Annotated in this window: 22 protein-coding genes; 12 read left to right on the forward strand and 10 right to left on the reverse strand. The window is 34.0% G+C overall.

Annotated features, from left to right (window positions below; translation table 11 throughout):
* Positions 1–244: 244 nt before the first annotated feature.
* From BXU10_RS19515 to BXU10_RS19530, 4 genes are all read left to right on the forward strand, one after another.
* Entirely contained in the window at positions 245–1,090 is an 846-nt protein-coding gene (locus tag BXU10_RS19515) for an alpha/beta fold hydrolase (RefSeq protein ID WP_078229186.1), read from the forward strand.
* A 1-nt stretch (position 1,091) separates the two neighbouring features.
* Positions 1,092–1,565: an RNA polymerase sigma factor gene (locus BXU10_RS19520; protein WP_078229187.1), complete on the forward strand. Its 474-nt coding sequence runs from the start codon at positions 1,092–1,094 to the stop codon at positions 1,563–1,565.
* A complete protein-coding gene (locus BXU10_RS19525) occupies positions 1,552–2,142 on the forward strand; it encodes a hypothetical protein (protein ID WP_078229188.1) in 591 nt (196 codons plus the stop codon). The genes BXU10_RS19520 and BXU10_RS19525 overlap by 14 nt, the downstream gene beginning before the upstream one ends.
* Positions 2,143–2,433: 291 nt before the next feature.
* Positions 2,434–3,120: a zinc metallopeptidase gene (locus BXU10_RS19530; protein ID WP_078229189.1), complete on the forward strand. Its 687-nt coding sequence runs from the start codon at positions 2,434–2,436 to the stop codon at positions 3,118–3,120.
* A 117-nt stretch (positions 3,121–3,237) separates the two neighbouring features.
* Here BXU10_RS19530 and BXU10_RS19535 read toward each other — a convergent pair whose 3' ends face one another.
* From BXU10_RS19535 to BXU10_RS19545, 3 genes are all read right to left on the reverse strand, one after another.
* On the reverse strand, positions 3,238–3,708 hold the full coding sequence (locus tag BXU10_RS19535; RefSeq protein ID WP_007811264.1) for an Lrp/AsnC family transcriptional regulator: 471 nt from the start codon (positions 3,706–3,708) through the stop codon (positions 3,238–3,240).
* Positions 3,709–3,844: 136 nt separating this feature from the next.
* On the reverse strand, positions 3,845–4,591 hold the full coding sequence (locus BXU10_RS19540; protein ID WP_078229267.1) for a uroporphyrinogen-III synthase: 747 nt from the start codon (positions 4,589–4,591) through the stop codon (positions 3,845–3,847).
* 14 nt (positions 4,592–4,605) lie between these two features.
* On the reverse strand, positions 4,606–5,289 hold the full coding sequence (locus BXU10_RS19545) for a DUF4271 domain-containing protein (protein WP_078229190.1): 684 nt from the start codon (positions 5,287–5,289) through the stop codon (positions 4,606–4,608).
* Between the two features lie 106 nt (positions 5,290–5,395).
* On the opposite strand from BXU10_RS19545, the gene BXU10_RS19550 reads away from it, so the two are divergent.
* From BXU10_RS19550 to BXU10_RS19560, 3 genes are read left to right on the forward strand one after another with little or no spacing between them, the layout of a single operon-like run.
* Positions 5,396–6,121 carry a polyprenol monophosphomannose synthase gene (locus tag BXU10_RS19550; protein ID WP_031455230.1) on the forward strand — a complete coding sequence of 242 codons (726 nt, stop codon included), beginning with the start codon at positions 5,396–5,398 and terminating at the stop codon, positions 6,119–6,121.
* A gap of 10 nt (positions 6,122–6,131) precedes the next feature.
* Entirely contained in the window at positions 6,132–7,472 is a 1,341-nt protein-coding gene (locus BXU10_RS19555; protein ID WP_078229191.1) for a dihydroorotase, read from the forward strand.
* A 6-nt stretch (positions 7,473–7,478) separates the two neighbouring features.
* Entirely contained in the window at positions 7,479–7,994 is a 516-nt protein-coding gene (locus BXU10_RS19560; RefSeq protein ID WP_078229192.1) for a DUF4296 domain-containing protein, read from the forward strand.
* Here the strand turns inward: BXU10_RS19560 and BXU10_RS19565 are convergent.
* Positions 7,989–8,990, reverse strand: a complete 1,002-nt coding sequence (locus BXU10_RS19565) for an NAD-dependent epimerase/dehydratase family protein (RefSeq protein WP_078229193.1) — start codon at positions 8,988–8,990, stop codon at positions 7,989–7,991. The genes BXU10_RS19560 and BXU10_RS19565 overlap by 6 nt on opposite strands.
* Positions 8,991–9,176: 186 nt before the next feature.
* Between BXU10_RS19565 and tyrS the strand changes: the two genes are divergently transcribed.
* Complete coding sequence (gene tyrS / locus BXU10_RS19570) at positions 9,177–10,472, forward strand: tyrosine--tRNA ligase (protein WP_078229194.1); 1,296 nt, start codon at positions 9,177–9,179, stop codon at positions 10,470–10,472.
* 131 nt (positions 10,473–10,603) lie between these two features.
* Positions 10,604–10,948: a hypothetical protein gene (locus tag BXU10_RS19575; RefSeq protein WP_078229195.1), complete on the forward strand. Its 345-nt coding sequence runs from the start codon at positions 10,604–10,606 to the stop codon at positions 10,946–10,948.
* Here the strand turns inward: BXU10_RS19575 and BXU10_RS19580 are convergent.
* The 4 genes from BXU10_RS19580 to BXU10_RS19595 form a co-directional block, all read right to left on the reverse strand.
* Positions 10,945–11,925 (reverse strand): acyl transferase, encoded by a 981-nt coding sequence (locus BXU10_RS19580; RefSeq protein WP_078229196.1) that lies wholly within the window; start codon positions 11,923–11,925, stop codon positions 10,945–10,947. The two genes, BXU10_RS19575 and BXU10_RS19580, sit on opposite strands and share 4 nt — an antisense overlap.
* Before the next feature lie 92 nt (positions 11,926–12,017).
* Positions 12,018–12,356, reverse strand: coding sequence for a T9SS type A sorting domain-containing protein (locus tag BXU10_RS19585; RefSeq protein WP_078229197.1), 339 nt, complete (start codon positions 12,354–12,356; stop codon positions 12,018–12,020).
* 109 nt (positions 12,357–12,465) lie between these two features.
* Positions 12,466–13,683 (reverse strand): hypothetical protein, encoded by a 1,218-nt coding sequence (locus BXU10_RS19590; RefSeq protein ID WP_078229198.1) that lies wholly within the window; start codon positions 13,681–13,683, stop codon positions 12,466–12,468.
* A 133-nt stretch (positions 13,684–13,816) separates the two neighbouring features.
* On the reverse strand, positions 13,817–16,633 hold the full coding sequence (locus BXU10_RS19595; RefSeq protein ID WP_078229199.1) for a TonB-dependent receptor: 2,817 nt from the start codon (positions 16,631–16,633) through the stop codon (positions 13,817–13,819).
* 233 nt (positions 16,634–16,866) lie between these two features.
* Between BXU10_RS19595 and BXU10_RS19600 the strand changes: the two genes are divergently transcribed.
* The 3 genes from BXU10_RS19600 to BXU10_RS19610 all read left to right on the forward strand — a co-directional run bounded on the left by BXU10_RS19600 (position 16,867) and on the right by BXU10_RS19610 (position 20,221).
* Entirely contained in the window at positions 16,867–17,550 is a 684-nt protein-coding gene (locus tag BXU10_RS19600) for a response regulator transcription factor (protein ID WP_031455240.1), read from the forward strand.
* 127 nt (positions 17,551–17,677) lie between these two features.
* A complete protein-coding gene (locus BXU10_RS19605; protein ID WP_078229200.1) occupies positions 17,678–18,757 on the forward strand; it encodes a cell wall metabolism sensor histidine kinase WalK in 1,080 nt (359 codons plus the stop codon).
* Positions 18,758–18,925: 168 nt separating this feature from the next.
* The gene (locus BXU10_RS19610) at positions 18,926–20,221 is read left to right on the forward strand and encodes a porin (protein WP_078229201.1); all 1,296 of its coding nucleotides are present in this window, start codon (positions 18,926–18,928) and stop codon (positions 20,219–20,221) included.
* A 2-nt stretch (positions 20,222–20,223) separates the two neighbouring features.
* On the opposite strand, the gene BXU10_RS19615 is transcribed toward BXU10_RS19610, so the two are convergent.
* Both BXU10_RS19615 and BXU10_RS19620 read right to left on the reverse strand, forming a co-directional pair.
* Positions 20,224–21,294: a glycosyltransferase gene (locus tag BXU10_RS19615; RefSeq protein WP_078229202.1), complete on the reverse strand. Its 1,071-nt coding sequence runs from the start codon at positions 21,292–21,294 to the stop codon at positions 20,224–20,226.
* Positions 21,295–21,565: 271 nt separating this feature from the next.
* Positions 21,566–22,093 carry a hypothetical protein gene (locus BXU10_RS19620; protein WP_078229203.1) on the reverse strand — a complete coding sequence of 176 codons (528 nt, stop codon included), beginning with the start codon at positions 22,091–22,093 and terminating at the stop codon, positions 21,566–21,568.
* Between the last annotated feature and the right edge of the window lie 11 nt (positions 22,094–22,104).

Here is a 22,104-nt window from a genome sequence, read left to right on the forward strand (position 1 = left end):
ATCACTCGTGTCCTCCTTCGTCGGAATGACAAAAATGCGAAGTTCTTGCGTAAAACCCTAGCAACACCCAGTTTGTCATTCCGACGAAGGAGGAATCTCCGCACGCAAATCACGTCAGAATTTCCGTTTCAATATTGGAATTTGGAATTTTTTTATTGAAATTTTAATTTCAGTTGTAACATTTTAATAGTTCTCGTATCCAAAGGGCGGATCCGATTAATTAACAATTTAAAACTATTAAAAAATGAAAAAATATATTTTGATTATCGCCCTTTTATTTTCTGTATTATGTTTCAATGTTTTTGCACAAACCAAATCATATCCGTTCGAAGTTTCTAAAACCGGAAAGGGAAAACAATCTATACTATTTATTCCGGGATTTGCTTCTTCCGGAGAAGTCTGGAACGAAACCAAAACCGCATTCGAAAAAGATTTTACTTGTTACACATTTACAATGGCTGGTTTCGCGGGAGTAAAACCACAGTTAAATCCATCATTTGAAAACTGGAAAACAGAAATTGCTAATTATATCCAAAACAATAAAATTGAAAAACCAATAATTATTGGACACAGTATGGGTGGTGGATTGGCGCTTGCTCTTGCGGCAGACTATCCGGAATTGATTGGGAAAATTGTTGTTGTGGATGCGCTTCCGTGTCTGGCAGCTTTGAGTGATTCTTCTTTCAAGTCAAAAGAAAACAATAATTGTTCTTCAACTGTAAACCAAATGACGGCGATGAATGAAACTCGGTTTTATGAGATGCAGAAACAAACCATGCCGAGACTTTTGCAGGATGCTACAAAACTGGAATTGGTTGTGGGTTGGAGTGTAAAATCAGACAGAACCACTTTCGGACAAATGTATTGTGATTTTTATAATACCGATTTGAGAAACAGGATTGCACAGATAAAATGTCCGTCGTTAATTTTATTAGAGTCTTATTTTATAAATTTAAAACCTATAATCGACGAACAATATAAAAACCTGAAAACAGCTGATTTTAAATACGCAAACAAAGGCCTGCATTTTATAATGTATGATGATACAGCATGGTATTTGGAACAATTAAATCATTTTTTAAAATCGTAAGATGGAATTCGAAGAAATCTACAAAACATATTGGGACAGGATTTTTAGGCTTTGCATGGGATTTGTAAATGATTATGATGCTGCTCAGGATCTCGCTCAGGAAACTTTTATCATTGTATGGCAGAAGCTGGAAACTTTTAGAAACGAATCGGCTATTGGAACCTGGATTTTCAGGATTGCTTCTAATACCTGTTTAAGGCAGATCGAGAAAGAAAAACGTTTTCCAAAATCAGACTTGCCTGTTCATCTTTCGGAAGAAAAGCAAACTTCAATTGAACCACAAATTCAGCTTCTCTATAAATGTATTGCTGAATTGCCCGAAACAGAGCGTATCATTATTTCACTGGAACTGGAAGATGTAAAGCAGGCAGAAATTGCAAAAATCGTTGGACTTTCTGAAGCTAATGTTAGAGTGAAAATTCACAGAATAAAAGAAAAACTGACTCAAAAATTCAAAGAAAATGGACAGCAATAATATAGATTTTAAAGATTTATGGAAAAAACAAACCGTAAATCAGCCCAATATAGAGGATTTGATGGCAAGGCTAAAACAATTCAAAAAAGCAGGTTTGAGAAGTTTATGGAAAACCAATATTCTGCTTTTTGCCACATCTGCTTTTATTATTTTTATTTGGTACTATTATCAGCCGCAATTTATTTCGACTAAAATCGGAATCGTTTTGGCAATCGTGGCAATGATAATGTATGTGGGATTTTACAATGGCTTATTGCGTATCTATAAAGATATTGATACAAACCAAACCAATCAGGAATATTTGCAAAAACTAATTTTAATTAAAAGAAAACAACAATTCATGCAGTCTACTATATTGAGTTGGTACTTTGTTTTACTTCTTGCGGGAATTTGTTTGTATATGTATGAATACGCTTCAAGGATGACTGTTTTTTATGCGCTGATTACATATGGCGTAACCTTGCTTTGGATTGGTTTTAACTGGTTTTATATGCGTCCGAAACAAATTAAAAAACAACAGGTAAAAATTAATGAACTGATTGTAAAGTTTGAAGATATAAATAAGCAATTGGATTAATAAAATCAATATTTTAAAATTGCTTCGCCTGTACGCTATCTCGAGTCCAAATTCCAATTTTACGATTGGGGTTTGGATTTTTGTTTCAATATAGTTTGTCATTCCGTAGGAATCTTAAGGTTCGATTGACTTAATGTTTAGATTTCTTTGGAGTAATAAGTTTGTGTTTAGTTTTTTGCGAAACAATTCATAATTAAAATCTAAAGTTGTGTGTCATTTTGACATTTTACAAAAATGGTTCGTAAATTGTTGTGATTTTACAAGACAAAACATAAACTAAAAAATATAAATATGGGAAGAGAATATTTAATTCTCGCCGGTGCGATAATGCTGATTAGCTGGCTGGTGAGTTCAAAGTTAAAGAGTAAGTTCGAGTTGTATTCGAAACTGCAATTGCAAAACGGAATGAGCGGAAAGGAAATTGCAGAAAAAATGCTGGCTGATAATGGTATTCGTGATGTTCGTGTAATTTCGACTCCGGGACAATTGACAGACCATTATAATCCGTCAGATAAAACGGTTAATTTAAGTGAAGCAGTTTACAATCACAGAAACGCGGCAGCGGCCGCTGTTGCAGCACACGAATGTGGTCACGCCGTACAGCATGCCATTGGTTATGAATGGCTGACAATGCGTTCAGCATTAGTTCCTATTGTTAGTGTAGCATCAAATTATGTACAATGGATTTTGCTGGCCGGAATCCTTATGATAAGAACTTTTCCGCAGTTATTGTTAGTGGGTATCGTGATTTTTGCAGCAACAACTTTATTTACTATTATAACATTGCCAGTTGAATATGATGCAAGTAATCGTGCGCTGGCTTGGTTGGAAAATAAACGAATGTTGACACAACAAGAACAGGCCGGTGCAAAAGATGCTTTAAAATGGGCTGCAAGAACTTATGTTGTAGCGGCTATTGGTTCTATTGCTACGCTATTGTATTATATTTCGATTTACTCAGGAAGCAGGAGGAATTAATTTTTAATGTGGCAATTTAGATAATTAGTCAATTAGATAATTTATAGAAAACCCGACAGATTTTTAAAAATCCGTCGGGTTTATAGTTTTATATGTAGTTTTTTTAAATTATCTAATTTACAATTGTATCTGTCTGTCAATCTGCTGATCCAGCGAAATAAACGTTTCAGTTCTCGAAACCCCTTCAATTGCCTGAATTTTGGTATTTAAAAGCTGCATCAAATGTTCGTTGTCTCTACAAATGATTTTAATCAAAACCGACCAGTTTCCTGTGGTGTAATGGCATTCCAGAACTTCAGGGATTTTTTTCAAATCTTTTACAGCTTCAGAGTTTCGGGAGGCTTTATCTAAGTAAACTCCAATAAAAGCCATCGTGTTATAGCCTAATACTTTAGGATTTACAGTAAATTTTGATCCTGAAATCACACCTGATTGTTCCAGTTTCTTTAACCGCTGATGAATCGCGGCTCCGGAAATGCCAATTTTGTTTGCAATTTGTAAAATAGGTTTTCGGGCATCATCCATTAAATAACGAAGGATTTCCTTGTCGATACCGTCAATTTCGATTAATAGCGAGTTGATTTTCATAACTTGTAATTTGAAACTAATCCTGCTAATTTGGTTTAGAATAGAAATCAAATGTAGTTAAAATGGGTGGAAATAAAAATTCCAAATTCCAACATAAAAAGTTGAAATTTGGAATCTAAGTTGTAAATAGTAAGGATTATTTTTTATTTGCCTCACTAATATATTTTTCTAAAGCCATTGTCATAGAAGGAGTTTCAGGAGTCGGGGCAAGAATATCAATTCTTAATCCGTGGTCTAATGCTTCTTTTTGAGTTGTGCTTCCAAAAACAGCAATTCTGGTATTGTTTTGTTTAAAATCAGGAAAGTTTTTAAACAAGGATTTTATTCCTGTTGGACTGAAAAACGCCAAAACATCATAATAAACATCAGCTAAATCTGATAAGTCGCTCATTACAGTTCTGTAAAAAATAGCTTGTGCCCAATCTACTTTTAATCCGTTTAATGTTACAGGAGCATCTGCGTTTAACTGATCAGAGGCTGGAAGCAGAAATTTTTCGTCTTTGTATTTTTTGATAAGTGGTGATAAATCTGCAAAATCTTTAGCACCCACGTATATTTTACGTTTTCTGTACACCACATATTTTTGCAGGTAAAATGCCACCGCTTCTGATTGACAAAAATATTTCAATCCTTCAGGAACTTTGTAGCGCATTTCTTCAGCTACCCTGAAAAAATGATCAACCGCATTTCGGCTCGTTAAAATGATCGCAGTATAATGATTAAGATCGATTTTTTGTAACCTAATCTCTTTTGCACTAACTCCCTCCACATGAATAAAAGGTCTGAAATCAATTTTTATTTTGTGTTTCTGTTGGAGCTCAAAGTAAGGGGAGTTTTCCACTTTAGGTTCAGGCTGTGACACCAAAATTGTTTTCACTTTCATATTATAAACATTTACTAAGCCACCTCTTTTGTAATCCAATAATAAAGGAAATAATAAGGGGCTATTTCAAGAGCGCAAAGATATAAAATAAAATAAAATAATTTGTTGATTATTGTATTTTGATAAGTTTTAATTGAAATAAAGTAGGAAAACATACTTATACATGCCGAAACCCCTATTATTGCTAGTGGTATACTCTTAGGGACATTGTTATTATAAAACAAAATTGCATTAACAGGGAGTATCAGAAGACCAATGTATGTTCTGTAAGTTGCTTTTTGCAGGTTAAAAAGATCAACAAACTCATCAATATTGAAGGCAGTTCCTATGATTTTTTCTATTAAATACTTCGCTAAGATAAAGTAGGTTAGTAAAGTAGCAATCTGTGTGAAAAGCATCCAGTCTGATTTTGTAGCATATCCTGATTCGGGAAATTTAAAAATATGCATCGTCAACTGTATAAAAAAAGCATACGAAATAATTTGTACAAAAAACAAACCTACAGTAAAACTGCTTTTTAAATGCGAAACGTCACGATAAATTTTTACATATTTATCTGAGAAAATAAGTTTTGTAAACTCACTAAATCTATTTTCATAAGCAGATTTAGTAATGGCAACAACGGCAAAAGCCAACACAAAGAAAAGTGTTGCCCAATCTTTGTTTTCTATAATTCTGGGATGAAGCTGTTCAATCATAACGATACAAAATTAGTAATTTTTTGTCTCAATACTTTTATTATACATTTATTATGAATCAAATGCTATAAAAAGTTTACTTTTGCGGTGAAATTACGCAGAAAAAATGAATGATTGTATTGTCATAATTCCTACTTACAACGAGATTGAAAATATTGAAAGCATAGTACGTGCGGTGCTTTCGCAACATAAATCATTTCACCTTTTAATCATTGATGACAATTCGCCGGATCATACCGCTGATAAGGTGGTAGCGCTTCAGGAAGAATTTCAGGAAAGACTGTTTCTTGAAAAAAGGGCAAAAAAATCAGGATTAGGGACGGCTTATGTTCACGGTTTCAGATGGGCTTTGGAACGTAAATATGATTTCATTTTTGAGATGGATGCCGATTTTTCACACAACCCGAATGATCTTGAAAAATTATATGATGCCTGTCATTTTGGAGGTGCAGCTTTAGCTGTAGGATCTCGATATGTTACAGGGGTGAATGTGGTAAACTGGCCTTTAAGTCGTGTACTGATGTCTTATTTTGCTTCGGTTTATGTGAAGTTTATTACCGGAATGAAAATTCACGATGCGACAGCAGGCTTCGTTTGTTATAAAAGGGAGGTTTTGGAAAAGATAAATCTCAATAAAATAAAATTTGTCGGGTATGCTTTTCAGATCGAAATGAAATATAGAACTTATTGTGCTAAATTTGAAATAACAGAAGTTCCGATTATTTTTACAGATCGTACCAAAGGAGTCTCGAAAATGAGCAATGCTATTATTAAGGAAGCGATACTTGGAGTTATTTCTCTTCGATTAAAAAAAATATTCAATACATTATAAAAGAACGGAGATGAACAGGATTTTAATTAAAAATGCTAAAATTGTAAACGAAGGATCAATTTTTGAAGGGGATGTTTTAATAGAAAACGACTTAATTGTTGAAGTTGCAGACAGCATCAGCCTAAAATCATCTGATTGTAAAGTGATAGATGCTGAAGGAAGTTATTTGATTCCGGGTGCAATTGACGATCAGGTACATTTTAGAGAACCGGGATTAACACATAAAGGAGATATTGAATCTGAGTCAAGAGCTGCGGTTGCAGGAGGAATTACTTCCTTTATCGAACAGCCCAATACGGTTCCGAATGCCGTTACGCAGGAAATTTTAGAAGAAAAATATCAAATTGCTGAGGTAAAATCATTTGCGAATTATTCGTTTATGATGGGAGCAACCAATGATAATCTGGAGGAAGTTTTAAAAACCAATCCTAAAAATGTGGCCGGAATTAAGATTTTTCTCGGTTCTTCAACCGGAAATATGCTGGTAGATAACGAAGCGACTTTAGAAAGAATATTTTCAAGCACACCAATGTTAATCGCCGTTCATTGTGAAGATGAAACTACAATTCAAAATAATCTTGCAGCTTACAAAGAACAATATGGGGATGAGGTTCCGGTAACGGCGCATCATTTAATCAGAAGTGCGGAAGCTTGTTATATCTCCTCTTCAAAAGCAGTGGCTTTGGCTAAAAAAACCGGAGCACGTTTGCATATTTTCCATCTTTCGACTGCGAAAGAAATGGAATTGTTTACGAATAAAATTCCGTTGGAAGATAAAAAAATCACAGCAGAGGTTTGTGTGCATCATCTTTGGTTTACCGATGAGGATTATAAAACAAAAGGGAATTTCATCAAATGGAATCCGGCTGTAAAAACGGCTAATGACAGAAAAGAACTTTGGAAAGCTTTAAATGATGGCCGTATCGATGTTATTGCAACGGATCATGCACCACATACAAAAGAAGAAAAAAGCCAGTCTTATTTAAATGCCCCGTCAGGTGGTCCTTTAGTGCAACATGCTGTTATAGCTATGTTTGAAGCGCATCATCAGGGTAAAATCAGCGTTGAGAAAATCGTTGAGAAAATGTGTCATAATCCGGCGAAGATTTTTAAAATCGAAAAAAGAGGTTTTGTAAAAGTAGGGTATTATGCTGATTTGGTTATTGTAAACCCAAGTTTGCCATGGAGCGTAAAACCGGATAATATTTTGTATAAATGTGGGTGGTCTCCGTTTGAGAATTTTACTTTTAAATCAAGAATTACACATACTTTTGTAAATGGCGAAATGGTTTATAACAACTTTAAAGTAAAAGATGTTCGTGCCGGAAAGCGACTATTATTTAACAGATAAACAGCAATGAAGAATTTTGTATTTATACTATTGGTTTTATTTCTTTCTGTAAGTTGTAAAAAAGAGCTGGTCAAAGAACCTGCTAAACTTATCGCGAAAGAAAAAATGATTGATATTATATATGATTTATCTCTTTTGGATGCTATAAAATACCAACAGCCTTTATCGCTGGATTCGGTTGAGTCCAACCCTAAGAAGTTTATTTTTAAAAAATACAAGGTTGATAGTCTTCAATTTGCTCAAAGCAACATCTATTATGCTGCTGACTATGATAACTATAAAGAAATGTTTGATGAAATAAATGCAAGGCTGGATAAAGAAAAAAAAGTTATCGAAAAAAAGATAAAAGCAGAAGAAAAAAAGGCTGCTAAAGCTAAAAAAATAGCAGAGGCAAAAAAGGCTGCTGAAGCAAAAAAGAAAAAATTAAAAGAAACTCCTAAAGATTCTGTAAAGAAAGTCATAAAAAAAATAAATGTCGACTCTGTAAAAAGAAAGAAACGAGTTCAGCATAAAGGATTATAATTTTGATACTTCGTTTATGTATTGATTTACATCTAAAAAAACCGTTCCCAGAGCGGTTTTTATTTTTTCATTAGAGTATAGGCTTTTAGAATAAGAGGCTTTTGCGGCTGCTTTTGTCAGGCTTCTTTTTTGAAAAAGTAAAGTTGATACTATTCTATCTGCAACACAAAGGAAATTCATAAATATTGGTTTTGCGTGAATTGTTGGTTTTTTTACCTTTAAAGCATCAGCAATTGTATTTAGAACATCCCTGAAAATAATATTATCTGCAATTAGCGTGAAACGTTCGTTTTTTATATTGCTTTTCATTAATTCAAATGCAATTTTTACGACATCATTTATAGCAATAAATCCGGTATTTCCAAGGGTGTAGAATGAAAGTCCTTTACTTACTTTTATATACAGTTCATTGCTTCCGTATTCGAAAATTGATTTTGTTGAAACGGGAGCTAAAATTACTCCGGGATTTATAATAATTACATCCAAACCTTCCTGAACGCCTCTCCAGGCTTCCATCTCTGCACCATATTTTGAAATAGCGTAGTCGCTGTGAGGCTTTTCCGGATTCCAGTCAGTTTCCTCGGTGATGTAAGTTTCGTGTGGCTGTAAATCTCCTAAAGCTGCAATTGAACTTACATAACAGAATTTTTTTACTCCTTTGGCTAAAGCAAAATTAACCATATTGGCTGTTCCTTCGATATTGGTTTTCCGAAGTGCATCTTCATCTTTTGGATTAAAAGAAATCAAGGCAGCACAATGGTAAACATATTCTATTCCGATAAAAGCAATCTCCAGAGAAGGAACGTCCAGAATATCGGCTTCAAGCCAATTGATTTTTTCAAATAAATCACCTTTTTTATACAATTCAAAAACAGATTTTGTTTTTTGGATATTGTTTTGGCTGCGGTAAATAGCCCGGACATTTTCTCCATTTTCAATTAAATGAAGCAATAAATGTGCGCCAACTAAACCAGTTCCTCCTGTTACTAATACCATTTTGTAAAGATAAGTTTTTGGCTGAAAGGTGCAAAGTTACAGAGGATCAAAGTTGCAAAGGTTTTTAATTGCTTTTTGAATTTGCCATTGAAATTTGCCATTGCCATTGCTTTTTGAGATTGTTATTGCCATTGCTTTTTGATTTTGATATTGACATTGATTACATTTGCGCAAAAATATTTTAAAATGAAGAATCTAGTTGAAGAATTAAAGTGGCGCGGTTTGTACCATGATAGCATGCCAGGAACGGAAGAACAATTGCTAAAAGAGGTAACATCGGCTTATATTGGTTTCGATCCAACGGCAGATTCGCTGCATATTGGCAGTATGGTTCAGATTATTTTGCTGGTTCATTTAAAGAATTTTGGTCATCAGCCTGTTGCTTTAGTGGGGGGTGCAACCGGAATGATTGGTGATCCATCCGGAAAATCTGATGAAAGAAATTTGCTGAACGAAGAAACTTTAGCTAAAAATGTTGCCGGAATCAAAAGCGTTCTATCTCGTTTTTTAGATTTTAATTCAAAAGAACCAAACGGGCCAATCATGGTGAATAACTATGACTGGATGAAAGAATTCTCGTTTATTGATTTTGCCCGTGAAGTTGGAAAACGTATTACGGTAAATTATATGATGGCGAAGGATTCTGTTAAAAAAAGAATCAACGGAGAAGGCGAAGGAATGTCTTTTACAGAATTCACCTATCAGTTAATTCAGGGATACGACTTTTATCATTTATATAAAAACAACAACTGCCTTTTGCAAATGGGAGGTTCTGACCAATGGGGAAATATTACTACAGGTACAGAATTAGTGCGCAGAATGGGTGGAGAAAATGCTAAAGCTTTTGCGTTAACAACACCTTTAATTACAAAAGCAGATGGTTCTAAATTCGGGAAATCTGAAGGAGGAAATGTATGGCTGGATGCGGATAAAACTTCGGTTTACAAGTTTTATCAGTTTTGGGTAAATACTACAGATGCTGATGCTGAGAAATACATTAAAATCTTTACTTTTTTAGATAGAGAAACAATTGAAGCCTTAATTGCAGAACATCAGGAGGCACCACATTTGAGAGTTTTACAAAAGAAATTAGCTGAAGAAATCACGATTTTTGTTCACAGTAAAGAAGAATTAGAAAAAGCGATTCAGGCTTCGAATATTTTGTTTGGAAATTCAACTGCGGAGGATTTAAAGAAATTAGATGAAAAAACTTTCTTAGAAGTTTTTGACGGAGTTCCTCAGGCAGAAATTGCAAAAGTAGATTTAGAAAACGGTTTGGAGATTATTACAGTTTTAAATGAAAAAACAGGGTTCTTTAAGTCAAACGGTGAAGCCAGACGTGCTTTAACTGCAAATTCTATTTCGGTAAACAGAGAGAAAATAAAAGAAGATTTTGTATTGACTGCAAATGACTTAATCAACAATCAGTTTGTTTTATTGCAAAGCGGTAAGAAAAATTATTTTGTGATTCGAGTGGTTTAATAGATACAGATTACAATTATTATAAAACGTCCCGATATCTCAAAAAGATATTGGGATTTTTATTTTTATAGCCGAAATAAAGTTTAAAAGCAATGACTATTTTTAGTAAGTTTATCCCTTAAAACAATATTATGATTGGAATTTTACTAATTTATTGGATTTGGAAAGCGTTTAGTAATTTAGCCATTGAGAACGATAAAAATAAATGGAAATATTTCTTTATTGGATTAGGATCGTACTACGGAATAACTTTTTTGGCGGCAATTCTGTATGTGATCATAATTGCTGTTATAAACGGAATTGACGCTTTGGATGATGAAAGTTATTATAACTCGGGACTAGATTTTGTGTTTGCTATTTTGGCAGGTCTGGGGTGTTATGGAGTCTATAAATTTTTAGAAAATAAAGGACTTGAGGAAAAAGAATTATTGAGAAAAGAAGGTATTGATAGTATTGGGCTAGCAGAAGAAAATTAAAGAACCATCAAATTACAGCCACGAATATCAGAATTATCAAAACGTCCCAATACCTCGAAAGAGTTGTTGGGATATTTTTTGCCTAAATCCTGCGTAGCGATAAAGGAACAAGAGTTGATATTGGCCAGATCAATAACATTGATTCCACCTGTTTTTCCGTCTTTCACGTATGTTAGAGCATCTTCCGGATCACGCATTAGAACATGCATCCACGAAGGGCATTCAAAAACGCCTTCGCCTAAAGAATAAGCCTGTGCTAAAAGTTCGGTCATACCATATTCTGAATGAATAGAAGAAACACCAAAACCTTTACAAAGCTGTTCATGGAGTTCTTCCCGAATCATTTCTTTGCGTTTGCCTTTCATTCCGCCGGTTTCCATAATAATGGTATTTTGAAGGCTGAACTGGTGTTTTTCGATCAAATCTAATAAAGCATACGTAACACCAATTAAAATCACATTCTGACCGGATTCATCCAAAGCAGTCAGTTTTTTGATTAAGTCATCGTGATTGTGTAAATAAAACCCGCTTTCAGACTGATTGGATAGTTTTATTAAGTCTTCAACCATATAAATTAACGAAGAGCCGTTGCGCTCCAGATAGGACGGCAAAAGGGCTAAAACAACGTAATCTTCGATATTGCCGTAAAACAGAGAAAATCCGTTGCGGTAACTTTCTTCGTAGAGGCAAACATCAGTAACTAAATGGCGGCTGGTGATCATTCCGGTAGTTCCGCTGCTGGTAAAAGTTACTTCCGCAAGGTCTGAATTCGAAACAACTTCGTGGCTTTTGAAAAACTGAATTGGCAAAAAAGGAATTTGATTTAATGATTTTACCTGTTGCGGATTTACTTTTAAGAAATCACAGAAATTACGATATACTTTATTATTCTCGTGCTGAAAACGAAACACTTTTAGCGCTGTTTTTTCAAATTGTTTCTGACTCGAAATGGTAAATATATCGTTGGCTGTAATCAAAACTTTTTTTGTGCAAAGGTATAAATAATTGTAGGATGTAAAAGCAATAAAAAAGCCCCAAATTATTGGAGCTTTATGTGAGTTTTTATGTTTTACCGAACAATTAACTTTCGTGTCGCCGAATTGTTCTGTTCGCTTATTTTGATGATATAAACTCCTGGGGTTAAATCAGGAATACTTAGTTCTTTTGTGGTTAAATGTGCCTGAAGAACCTTTTTACCTAAAACATCAAATATAATAATTTCTTTTTCTAAATCGTTTTTAGACGAAATATATACTTTTCCGTTTGTAATAGGGTTAGGGTACAAGCTAAGTCCCTCTATGGAAACTGCATCACGAGTTTTTGGCGGTTGTTTACTATCCTGAGCTGAGCTGCTAACAGTAAAGAAAAAAGCCAGTAAGAAAGTAATATAAAAGTAGTTTTTTGCCATCGCATGATTTTAGATATTGTAAATATACAAAAAAAAGTTTTCAAAAATTACCCCAAAAAAAAACATCCTAAATATTTAGGATGTTTTTAACAATTTATGTAAACTAAAATTAGTTAAGATTGCTCAATAAATTTACACCATCAACAGTAGCCCATGCACCAGAGGTTAAAGTAGCTCCTGTAGCTGTAGTACTAGTTGTCCAGTTTGTTCCAGGAATAAAACTAGCTGCAGTTACTGTGAATGAAGCAGGAACTCCTGAAATGAATGTAATAGGAGAGTTGGTGATTTTTACGTTGTTTAGTTTGATTTTTCCTGCAGCAACTTGGTGATCATATGTAATTTTGTCTAATATTTGAATCACACCGCCATCGAAAGCTTTCGGAGTTGTTTGGCTAACATAACCATCAATTACGATATTGCTGTAATCACCATTTCCTTCTTTTTTAAATTGAATAGCATCCAATTGAATTTCACTTTGTGATTCTGTAGTTGTACCAGTAGCTCTTTTTAGAGTGATATTAGTAACTTTTGGCCAGAATGCATTATCAACACTTTTAGATTCTACTTCTATGCCGTAGTTAGCAACGCCTGTTTGATATGCATACCAGTTTGTGTTGTCTTGACCTCTCCATCCATCTTGCCAGTCAAAAGAGTCATCACTATTTCCGTAAGAGATTGAGTTAGTTAAGCTTACAGTTCCTCCGTAAAATTCAAAACCGTCATCATTACCTTTGTAAGCAACCAAGTGATCTAATACAGTTCCTGTTCCAACAGAGTAGAATGAGAACCCATTATTTTCTTTACTGTTAGATGTGATTACTTGTCCAGCATATTCAACTCTTACATATTTTAATGAACCTCCATTGTGTGCTGCATTTGAACCTCCGTATGTTAATCCTAAACCATCTTCTGAGACTGCTGTTTGTGGAGCAGCAGCAGTTGCTGAGTTTACAATTGGAGCATCTCCATACATAATAATACCAGCCCAAGAACCTCCAATTTTTGATTTTTCAGTGAAAACAATTGGAGCATCTGCAGTACCATTAGCAATTAACTTTCCTCCTTTTAATATAATAAGACCATTTTGTCCAGTTGATTTATCACAAGTAATTGTAGAACCAGCTTCGAAAGTAAGAGTTACACCATCGTTAACTTTAATCATACCTTTTAAGGTGTAGTTACCATAAGCATAAGTTGTATTTGTTGTAATATCTGAAGATATTTCTCCGGTCACTGGTTGCTTTACGGGTGTATCATCTCCATTGTCACTTGAGCATCCTGTAAAAATACTTCCCAAGACTGCTAAGCAGAATACTAATTTTTTCATAAGTTTAATGTTTTATTTGATTTTAATCTTTTACAAATTTAATCTGAGTCTCTTTTAATCTATTTAAGAGAATGTTATCAAATCACCATTCGTTTTTTAAGTTTGTGTTTAGTAATTGTTAAGTGCTTTTTTTTTAAAATGTATAAGAGATATTCATAGAAAAGCCCATCCCTTTTTTATATTCTTTTACAGTTAAATCTTTTTCAGTGATTTCAAGTCTGCTCTTTTCGCCCATTTCTATTTTATAAGATGGGTTTAATATGTTGTCTACAGAAAGTTTAATATCAAATTTGTCTGAAATTTTGTTTTGCCAAATAAAATCAAGTTTACCAAACGGCATTTCATAATAATTGTCTAATTTATTTGTTCCCACAGCATAGATTCGTTTACTATAGATATTGTAAACCATAGTCATGGAGCTTTTCCATTTTTTACTAAATTCAGAATCGTATCTAAGATCAGCGTTTACTATCCAAGGCGATGCTCCTTGTAGTTTTCTTGAAGGATCAGCATCAGCTGCAATGGTTTCAGGATTGTTAACTCCGTTTTCAGAAACTTTTTCAATAGTTACTTTTGAATCCATTAATGAGGCATTTGCACCTAAAGAGAAATTAGATAATGATTTTGAAATCCTTTCTAATTGGAATAAGAATTCGAATTCAGCTCCATAAAGAATAGCTTGTTTAGAATTACCGTAGGTCATAATCTGCCCACCACTTCCGGCTGAGTTTGTAAATAATCTTTCAATAGGGTTTTCTATTACTTTAGTGAAAATTGTGGCAGAGACTAATTCCTTATTGGTTGGGAACAACTCGTATTTCAAATCAAAGTTATAATTATCACTATTGATTAATAGAGAGTTACCTTGTTCTATGGTGCCGTCTGGATTTACAAACTCAAGAGGATAAGACTCCATAATTACAGGTCTTGTAATTGTTTTTGAGGCTGCGAAACGTATATTTGAATTTTCACTTAAAATATATTTAGTATTTACAGAAGGCAAAATATCAGTTTTTTCAACTGTCTCTTTTGTAAATGGGTCATCAAAGCTTCCTGCTTTTTTATATGTTGTCTCTCTAAAAGTCTGTTCTGCTCTTACTCCTGCATTTAATTCTATTTTATCAGAAAATTTGAAGGCAAAGTCTAAGTATCCAGCGTTAATAAACTCCTCTAACATTGCTTTGTATGTTGGATTTGTTCCATCACTATAGGTGAAATTATTGTTTAAAATCTCATTTTTTAAAGTTGCATCAGGAGTATTAGTTGAGAAAGTAACACTATTTGAGTTTAGTCTTTGTGATACCAAAAATCTATATTCAGACCCCATTTTATTCATATAGCCACTATATCCTGCTGTAAGCTTGTGTGATTTGCTTAAATCTTCATTTCCAAATTTCCAACTATATTCAAGTAAACCAGAGATGTGGTGATCGCCTTTAACATCAAGATATTGTCTAACGATGCTATTTCCTGAATAGCTTATCGAAGTTGTTTTGTCGTCAATCTTAATACCACTGAAAGATTTTCTGTCAGGAAGTTCGTATTGTGTTGTAGAGTATGAAATTCCGGATTTTATAGTATGTCTTTCGTCCTCTGTTAATTTGTAATTACCAAATAATTGTGTGTTTAAAAAAGCTGACTCTTGCAATTGGTTCATTCTTATGAAGCCATTTGTTTGGGCTGCATTAGAATTCGTGTAGCCTAACTGATCTTGTATTGAATTTTCAGTCGATTTCAGGTAAGTAGTGTTTGATGTAAGGGAAAGTCTTTTTGTTTTGTAAGTGAAAGCTGCTAATGCAGAAGAGTTTGTTGTAAACTTGTACTGTGTTGTAACTAAATCATTGCTGTAGTTTCCTTGTCCTGGATTAAAAAATCTATCAGCACCGCTTCTTACTTGAAATTTATTATCGTAGTTAAGTGAAATCAAATATTGAAATACGTTGTCTTTTTTGCCTACATTGAATTTTTCTGAATGAAGAATTCCAAAACTTGTGTTCAAAGGAGATACATCGCTTTTAACGTCAAACCCAGAACCAAATCCGTTTGCGGCCTGATCTGTGGTTAATGTTTGAAAACTAGGGGTTTTATTTATTGCAGATGGTAAATCTCTTTCGTTGCCTGAAAACCCGAAAAAATCACCTGTTGAAGTTGCGTCTTGAGAAATAAGGAACTTTTTTAAGTTATTATTTATAGTATAACCAACTCCAAAATTAATTTTTGTTTGACTTTTTCCAGTGCTAGTTGTTACTATATTGAAAGTAGCTCCAGCAAAATCACCATATAAATTAGTATTGAAAGTTTTGTATGTTTCTAAAACACTTACAATATCGGTTGGAAAAATATCTAAAGGAATGATTTTTTTAAATGGATTGTTTGATGGGATAGCCAAGTCGTTTAGCAAAAGAGTGTTGTAACGATCTTCTAAACCTCTTACAAATAAACCTCTTCCTTCTACTTTTGAGATTCCGGTAATTTTTGTTAAACCTTCCTCAACGTCGCTAACTCCTTTTCTGGACATTTCCTGTGCTCCGATACTTTGTTTAATAACCACAGCATTTTTTTGTTCCAAAAGCAAAGCAGTTTCTTTTTCTCTGTTTCCTCCTGTTGATTTTACAACAACATCCTTAAGAGTATAGCCTCCGGCGGATAATACCTGGTTAACAGTGATAGTTTCGTTTTCTTTAACAGTAACAGGTTTTTCTACAGATTCATATCCAATAAAACTAAAGATAATAGTATAGTTTCCCGGATTTACAGATAAGGAATATTTTCCTTCAATGTCAGTGTTGGTACTAATGTTTGTTCCTTTAATTAAAATATTTGCAAAAGGAAGTGCTTCATTATTAGTTTCTTTGTCGGTTAATACTCCAGAAATTGTACCTTTGTTTTGTGCGACCGAAATGGTACAGATAAATAATGCAATTAATAGAAATTTTAAATTGAATTTCATTTCAGTGTTGTGTTTGATTTATTTTTGTGCAAAGAAATACACGCACTGTAAAGTTCATGTTAGGCACTTGTTATGTTTTTGTGTCTTGTAGATTATCAAATTGTTACCAAATTAAATTACCGTTAACACGACTTTTTAACCGTTGTTTTTATAGTATATTTACCATCGCAATTCAAAAACATCGGATATATTATACAGAAAATTTGATGTAAAAATTTCAACTTTTGCTATTTATGAAAAAAACACAAACCAAGATTTTACTAGTCGACGATGAACCGGATATCCTTGAAATTGTAGGCTATAACCTTGCTCAGGAAGGCTACCAGATTGTAACGGCTTCGAATGGAAGAGAAGCAATCACAAAAGCTCAAAAAGAATTGCCGGATCTTATTATAATGGATGTAATGATGGCAGAAATGGATGGTATGGAAGCGTGTGAGCATATTAGAAAAATCCCGGAATTAAATAACGTTATCATAACATTTTTAACAGCCAGAAGCGAAGACTATTCGCAGGTAGCTGGTTTTGATGCCGGTGCCGATGACTATATTACAAAACCAATTAAGCCAAAAGTACTGGTTAGTAAAGTAAAGGCTTTATTAAGAAGACTGAAAGAACAGGAAGTTGTTACGGATACCTTAAACGTAGGCGGAATAGAGATTAATCGTGAAGAATACAAAATCATCAAAGATAATATTGAAATTTCCCTTCCAAGAAAAGAATTCGAATTGTTTTATTTGTTAGCTTCAAAACCAGGGAAAGTATTTAAAAGAGACGAAATCCTGGATAAGGTTTGGGGAAATGAAGTAGTAGTTGGCGGAAGAACAATTGATGTACACATTAGAAAATTGCGTGAAAAAATTGGCGAAGACCTTTTTAAAACTATAAAAGGGGTTGGTTATAAATTTGAAGCGTAAAATTCTTAACTCTTTATAAAAGAATAAAATTTAAAAACCATTTAGAAATTTGTTTCATTAAGTCAAAAAAACTTAATGGGATTGATTTCTTAAATGGTTTATTGTTTAAAAAAATATCGCTGTTTCAATGAAAATTAATTTCAAAAAAACCTACAAATTCGCTATCAAATCAGCATTGTATATAAGTCTTTTCACAACGGGCTTTGTATTGCTGCTGATGAATATATTTTATAAAAATCAATTAAAATATCAGGTTGGGTTTGGAATAATTTTTATAATTTCTGTATATATCTTTTCTTTTTTAGTACTGCAATATCGTGTAGAACGATTTATTTACAGAAGAGTAAAAAAAATCTATGATGAGGTTTCACTGCTGCAATCGACTACACTTATCAATCAGCCGATAACTACCGATATGGAAACGCTTTCGAGAGAAGTGAAAAAATTTGCTACAGATAAAAAGCTCGAAATCGAAATGCTCGAAATCAGGGAGCAATACCGAAGAGAGTTTTTAGGAAACGTTTCGCACGAACTTAAAACACCTTTATTTACGGTTCAGGGTTACGTTTCAACTCTATTGGATGGAGCAATGGATGATAAGACAATCCGGAAAAAATATCTAAAACGTGCTGAAAAAGGAGTAGAAAGATTGATCTACATAGTTGAAGATCTTGATATGATTACCAAACTGGAGTCTGGAGATCTGGATTTAAATATTACCGAATTCAATATTGTCGAATTGCTTCAGAATGTTTTTGATTTGTTGGAAATGAAAGCCGATAAAAAGAAAATCAAACTGGCTTTCGAAAGTAAGAATCTGCAATCCTTATTAGTAAAGGGAGATAAAGACAGAATCCAGCAGGTCTTAGAGAATTTAATTGTCAATTCTATTAAATATGGGAGAGAAGGTGGCTTGACTGAAGTTGGAGTCGTTAATCTGACCAAGAAAAAGGTGCTAATCCGTATTAGTGATAATGGTGAAGGAGTTGAAAAACAAAACATTCCACGTCTCTTTGAACGTTTTTACAGAGTTGACAAAAGCGGTACACGATCTGAAGGAGGTTCCGGTTTAGGATTGGCTATTGTAAAACATATTATTGAAGCGCATAAGGAAAAAGTTTATGTAGAAAGTGAGTTCGGAATTGGATCTGAATTCTCTTTTACCCTCGAAAAAGCACAAAAACCTCAAAAACCTGAAGTTAAGTAATTGTAAGTAGCTATTGTGTCAAACACTGTACAATAAGGGTTTTAACAATAAATAAACTTTCCGGGTTTGTTCGTAACATTAAATTTTTATTATAATAACATCTGGTTAATGATTTCTTAACATAGGTGGTTACATCTTTGCATCCTGAAATTAAGGGCATTAGAAAAAATGATAAAAAGAGCAATAATTGCAGTTTTAGTACTGCTTACATGTGCTACAAAAGCACAGGAACTCAACAAACAGGATGTGAAAAACGAGGTAATGCGTATTTTAGATTCTATAAATAAGGCAAAACTACCTGATACTAAATCTGGAGGAGGCATAGAAGAACATTGGTATGACAGAATCTCACTAAGAGGTTATGCACAAATAAGATATAATGGTTTACTTTCTACAAACGATAAAGTTTCCTGCGACCAATGTGACAAATCCTGGGGGACAACATCTACAGCTCCGGATGCAAAAGCAAACAACGGACTTTTTATTCGCCGTGCACGTTTAGTATTTTCAGGTCAGGTGCATCCAAATGTGTTCTTTTATTTTCAACCGGATTTTGCGAGTTCACCAAGTAGCGGAATTCAAAATTTTGTTCAGATTAGGGATTTGTATTTTGACCTTTCTTTCGATAAAAAAAGAGAATATCGTCTTCGCGTGGGGCAGAGCAAAATTCCGTATGGGTTTGAGAACATGCAGTCCAGTTCACAACGTCTGACTTTAGACCGTGCAGATGGAATAAACAGCGCAATAGCAAATGAGCGTGATTTAGGGATGTTCTTTTACTGGGCACCTGCAGAAATCAGAGAACGTTTTGCAATGCTGGTAAACGATGGTTACAAAGGCTCTGGCGATTTTGGAGTTTTTGCTTTTGGAGTTTATAACGGTCAGATAGCAAATAAAATAGACGGAAACAGAGATTTGAATGTTGTAGCAAGGGTGACTTACCCGTTTGTTATTGGAAACCAGATTATAGAACCCGGAATTCAGGCGTATACAGGAAAATGGGCCTTTACAGGAGAAATTTCTTCAGGAGTTACGGTTAATGATCCACAATATATAAAGGACCAGAGAATAGGAGCGACTTTTGTTTTGTATCCAAAACCCTTCGGAATCCAAACGGAGTATAACTTTGGTACAGGACCACGATATAATACAGTAACCAAAAATGTTGACGTTACAGATTTGAACGGAGGTTATGTTTTATTAAATTATAAATGGGATATTAAAAAACAGCATATTTATCCTTTTGCCAAATTTCAATATTATGACGGTGGTAAAAAATATGAAAAAGATGCAAGAAGCTACATAGTAAGAGATTACCAAATTGGTGTTGAATGGCAGCCAATAAAAGCATTCGAGCTAACAGCAGAATATGTACTTGCCGACAGAACTTTTGAAGACAGCGCCCTGCCTGTTAACAGACAACAAGGAAATTTATTGAGACTTCAGGCACAGTTCAATTTTTAATCTTACTTCTCAAAAACAGTAAATAACGAATCCCAGTCGATATTAGTTTTAAATTGGGACAAACCTTTAAACGATTTTACTTTTGAAAGATCTTCAATAGTAAAGTCGTTTTGCGTTGCATAGGGTACTAAGTTTTCATCCTGAAGTTTTACGGCCAGATACTCCTGCTCATATTGTCCTGGAGTTGGGATAAAAAATGCTTTTTTTTCCAGCTTTGCCAAATCCATAACTGTAGTATAACCTGAGCGGCATAAAACCAAATCACTTTCGTTAAAAGTTTGTTCCAGCTGTTTGGTATTCATGAAATTGTAATAGGTAACGTTTTTAAATTGTTGCTTGGTTTGCGTTTTTTCGACAACTCCTTTTACAAAAACGACCTCTCCTGTGTATCGTGCAATTTCTGCATGTAATTTTTCTTCCAGCATGGTACGCTGTGGTTCCGGACCGGATAATATAATCATCAAATCATATTGTTTTGGCGTTTCTTTTTTGCGCATTCTGCTCAATGGGCCAATGTATTTCAGGGGTAAATTGTTGTCTTTCAGATGCCCAAGGTCTCCTGTTAAGTTAGGGGTTTCGTTAGTATCGGGAATCCAGCACTGATCGTATTTTTTGATAAAGTACTGATGGCATTTGCTGGTAAACTTTGTGGTATTTCCTGTCATCACATTCAATTGATGCGTGATAAAGACAGAAGGGACTTTTTTACTGAAAACTCCTAATCTATTATCCGAAATGATACCGTCGATATCATATTTTCTGATCCAGGAATTCACTATTTTCTTTTCGTCTAAAATAGCTGTAATCATTTTAGGTAAACTTTTAATCAGCTTCCATTTAAAGTTTTTGCCGTTTTTAGCATATTCAATATGGTAAGAAGGCAATTCTAAGGTTTGAATGTATGGAAACTCTTTTTGTAATAATGACAATGCAATACCATCAGATGCAATTATGGGTATATAATTGTTTTCCTGTAATGCCTTAATTATCGGAATACATCGGGTTGCATGACCTAATCCCCAGTTCAAAGGAGTTACTAAAATAGTTTTATTGGAAGTATATTCGATGCTCATATATGGCGATTTTTCAAACGAAGATACAGAAATACTCTTTTTTTGTTATTTCGGATACATTACTAAATCATTAACTCTGAAATTCAAGTTTCAACGAAAACGAATATTCAACAATAATTGAAACTAAAAAAGTGTCAGTTTGAGCAGAATCATAGCCATTTACAGTTAAAGCCTTTGATTCCATTCGGGATTACTTCCTCATAATAAATAAACTAAAAAAGCCCAGACTTCTCGTCGAAATCTGGACTTCTTTGGTCAGATAGAAAGTTTTTTAATCCTGAATATATGTTTTGTTTCCGTTTTTATTGATATAGTATTTTCCACCTTTTGGACCGGTATAGACTTTTTTGCCATTATACTCACCGGTAACCTTATCAGCTACTTTTGGTGCTTTTTCGTTTGTCTCTTTTATAGTCTTAGTGCCTTTAGCAGAAACGGTTTTTTTAGCTTTTACCGCTTCGTCCTTAGCTTTTGTAGCATCACTCTTTGCGCTGTTGGCTTCTTTTTTTGCTTTTTCGGCTTTTTTATCTGCTGCAGTTTTAGTATTGGCAGTTTCTTTTTTTGCCTCTTTTTTTGCATTAGCGGATTCCTTTTTTGCTTTTTCGGATGCTTCTGCTGCTTTATCAGAAGCTACTTTAGCTTTCTTAGCTTCTTTTTTGGCATCTGCTTTAGCTTTATCTGCGGCTTTTTTCTTTTGAGCTGCCGTTTCGGTTTTGGCTTTCGTAGTTTTTGTTGTTTCCTGTGCGTAAAAATGACCAGATAAAACAATCATTAAACAAAGCAATACTAATTTTTTCATAGTTTCAAAGG

Origin of the sequence: Flavobacterium sp. LM4 (genome assembly GCF_002017935.1) — a bacterium.
GTDB lineage: Bacteria > Bacteroidota > Bacteroidia > Flavobacteriales > Flavobacteriaceae > Flavobacterium > Flavobacterium chungangense.

What these genes read in the sequence shown, in the direction of transcription:
- BXU10_RS19515 (WP_078229186.1), top strand. Translation starts at nt 245, where the DNA reads ATGAAAAAATATATTTTGATTATCGCCCTTTTATTTTCTGTATTATGT.
- BXU10_RS19520 (WP_078229187.1), top strand. Translation starts at nt 1,092, where the DNA reads ATGGAATTCGAAGAAATCTACAAAACATATTGGGACAGGATTTTTAGG.
- BXU10_RS19525 (WP_078229188.1), top strand. Translation starts at nt 1,552, where the DNA reads ATGGACAGCAATAATATAGATTTTAAAGATTTATGGAAAAAACAAACC.
- BXU10_RS19530 (WP_078229189.1), top strand. Translation starts at nt 2,434, where the DNA reads ATGGGAAGAGAATATTTAATTCTCGCCGGTGCGATAATGCTGATTAGC.
- BXU10_RS19535 (WP_007811264.1), bottom strand. Translation starts at nt 3,708, where the DNA reads ATGAAAATCAACTCGCTATTAATCGAAATTGACGGTATCGACAAGGAA.
- BXU10_RS19540 (WP_078229267.1), bottom strand. Translation starts at nt 4,591, where the DNA reads ATGAAAGTGAAAACAATTTTGGTGTCACAGCCTGAACCTAAAGTGGAA.
- BXU10_RS19545 (WP_078229190.1), bottom strand. Translation starts at nt 5,289, where the DNA reads ATGATTGAACAGCTTCATCCCAGAATTATAGAAAACAAAGATTGGGCA.
- BXU10_RS19550 (WP_031455230.1), top strand. Translation starts at nt 5,396, where the DNA reads ATGAATGATTGTATTGTCATAATTCCTACTTACAACGAGATTGAAAAT.
- BXU10_RS19555 (WP_078229191.1), top strand. Translation starts at nt 6,132, where the DNA reads ATGAACAGGATTTTAATTAAAAATGCTAAAATTGTAAACGAAGGATCA.
- BXU10_RS19560 (WP_078229192.1), top strand. Translation starts at nt 7,479, where the DNA reads ATGAAGAATTTTGTATTTATACTATTGGTTTTATTTCTTTCTGTAAGT.
- BXU10_RS19565 (WP_078229193.1), bottom strand. Translation starts at nt 8,990, where the DNA reads ATGGTATTAGTAACAGGAGGAACTGGTTTAGTTGGCGCACATTTATTG.
- tyrS (WP_078229194.1), top strand. Translation starts at nt 9,177, where the DNA reads ATGAAGAATCTAGTTGAAGAATTAAAGTGGCGCGGTTTGTACCATGAT.
- BXU10_RS19575 (WP_078229195.1), top strand. Translation starts at nt 10,604, where the DNA reads ATGATTGGAATTTTACTAATTTATTGGATTTGGAAAGCGTTTAGTAAT.
- BXU10_RS19585 (WP_078229197.1), bottom strand. Translation starts at nt 12,356, where the DNA reads ATGGCAAAAAACTACTTTTATATTACTTTCTTACTGGCTTTTTTCTTT.
- BXU10_RS19590 (WP_078229198.1), bottom strand. Translation starts at nt 13,683, where the DNA reads ATGAAAAAATTAGTATTCTGCTTAGCAGTCTTGGGAAGTATTTTTACA.
- BXU10_RS19595 (WP_078229199.1), bottom strand. Translation starts at nt 16,633, where the DNA reads ATGAAATTCAATTTAAAATTTCTATTAATTGCATTATTTATCTGTACC.
- BXU10_RS19600 (WP_031455240.1), top strand. Translation starts at nt 16,867, where the DNA reads ATGAAAAAAACACAAACCAAGATTTTACTAGTCGACGATGAACCGGAT.
- BXU10_RS19605 (WP_078229200.1), top strand. Translation starts at nt 17,678, where the DNA reads ATGAAAATTAATTTCAAAAAAACCTACAAATTCGCTATCAAATCAGCA.
- BXU10_RS19610 (WP_078229201.1), top strand. Translation starts at nt 18,926, where the DNA reads ATGATAAAAAGAGCAATAATTGCAGTTTTAGTACTGCTTACATGTGCT.
- BXU10_RS19615 (WP_078229202.1), bottom strand. Translation starts at nt 21,294, where the DNA reads ATGAGCATCGAATATACTTCCAATAAAACTATTTTAGTAACTCCTTTG.
- BXU10_RS19620 (WP_078229203.1), bottom strand. Translation starts at nt 22,093, where the DNA reads ATGAAAAAATTAGTATTGCTTTGTTTAATGATTGTTTTATCTGGTCAT.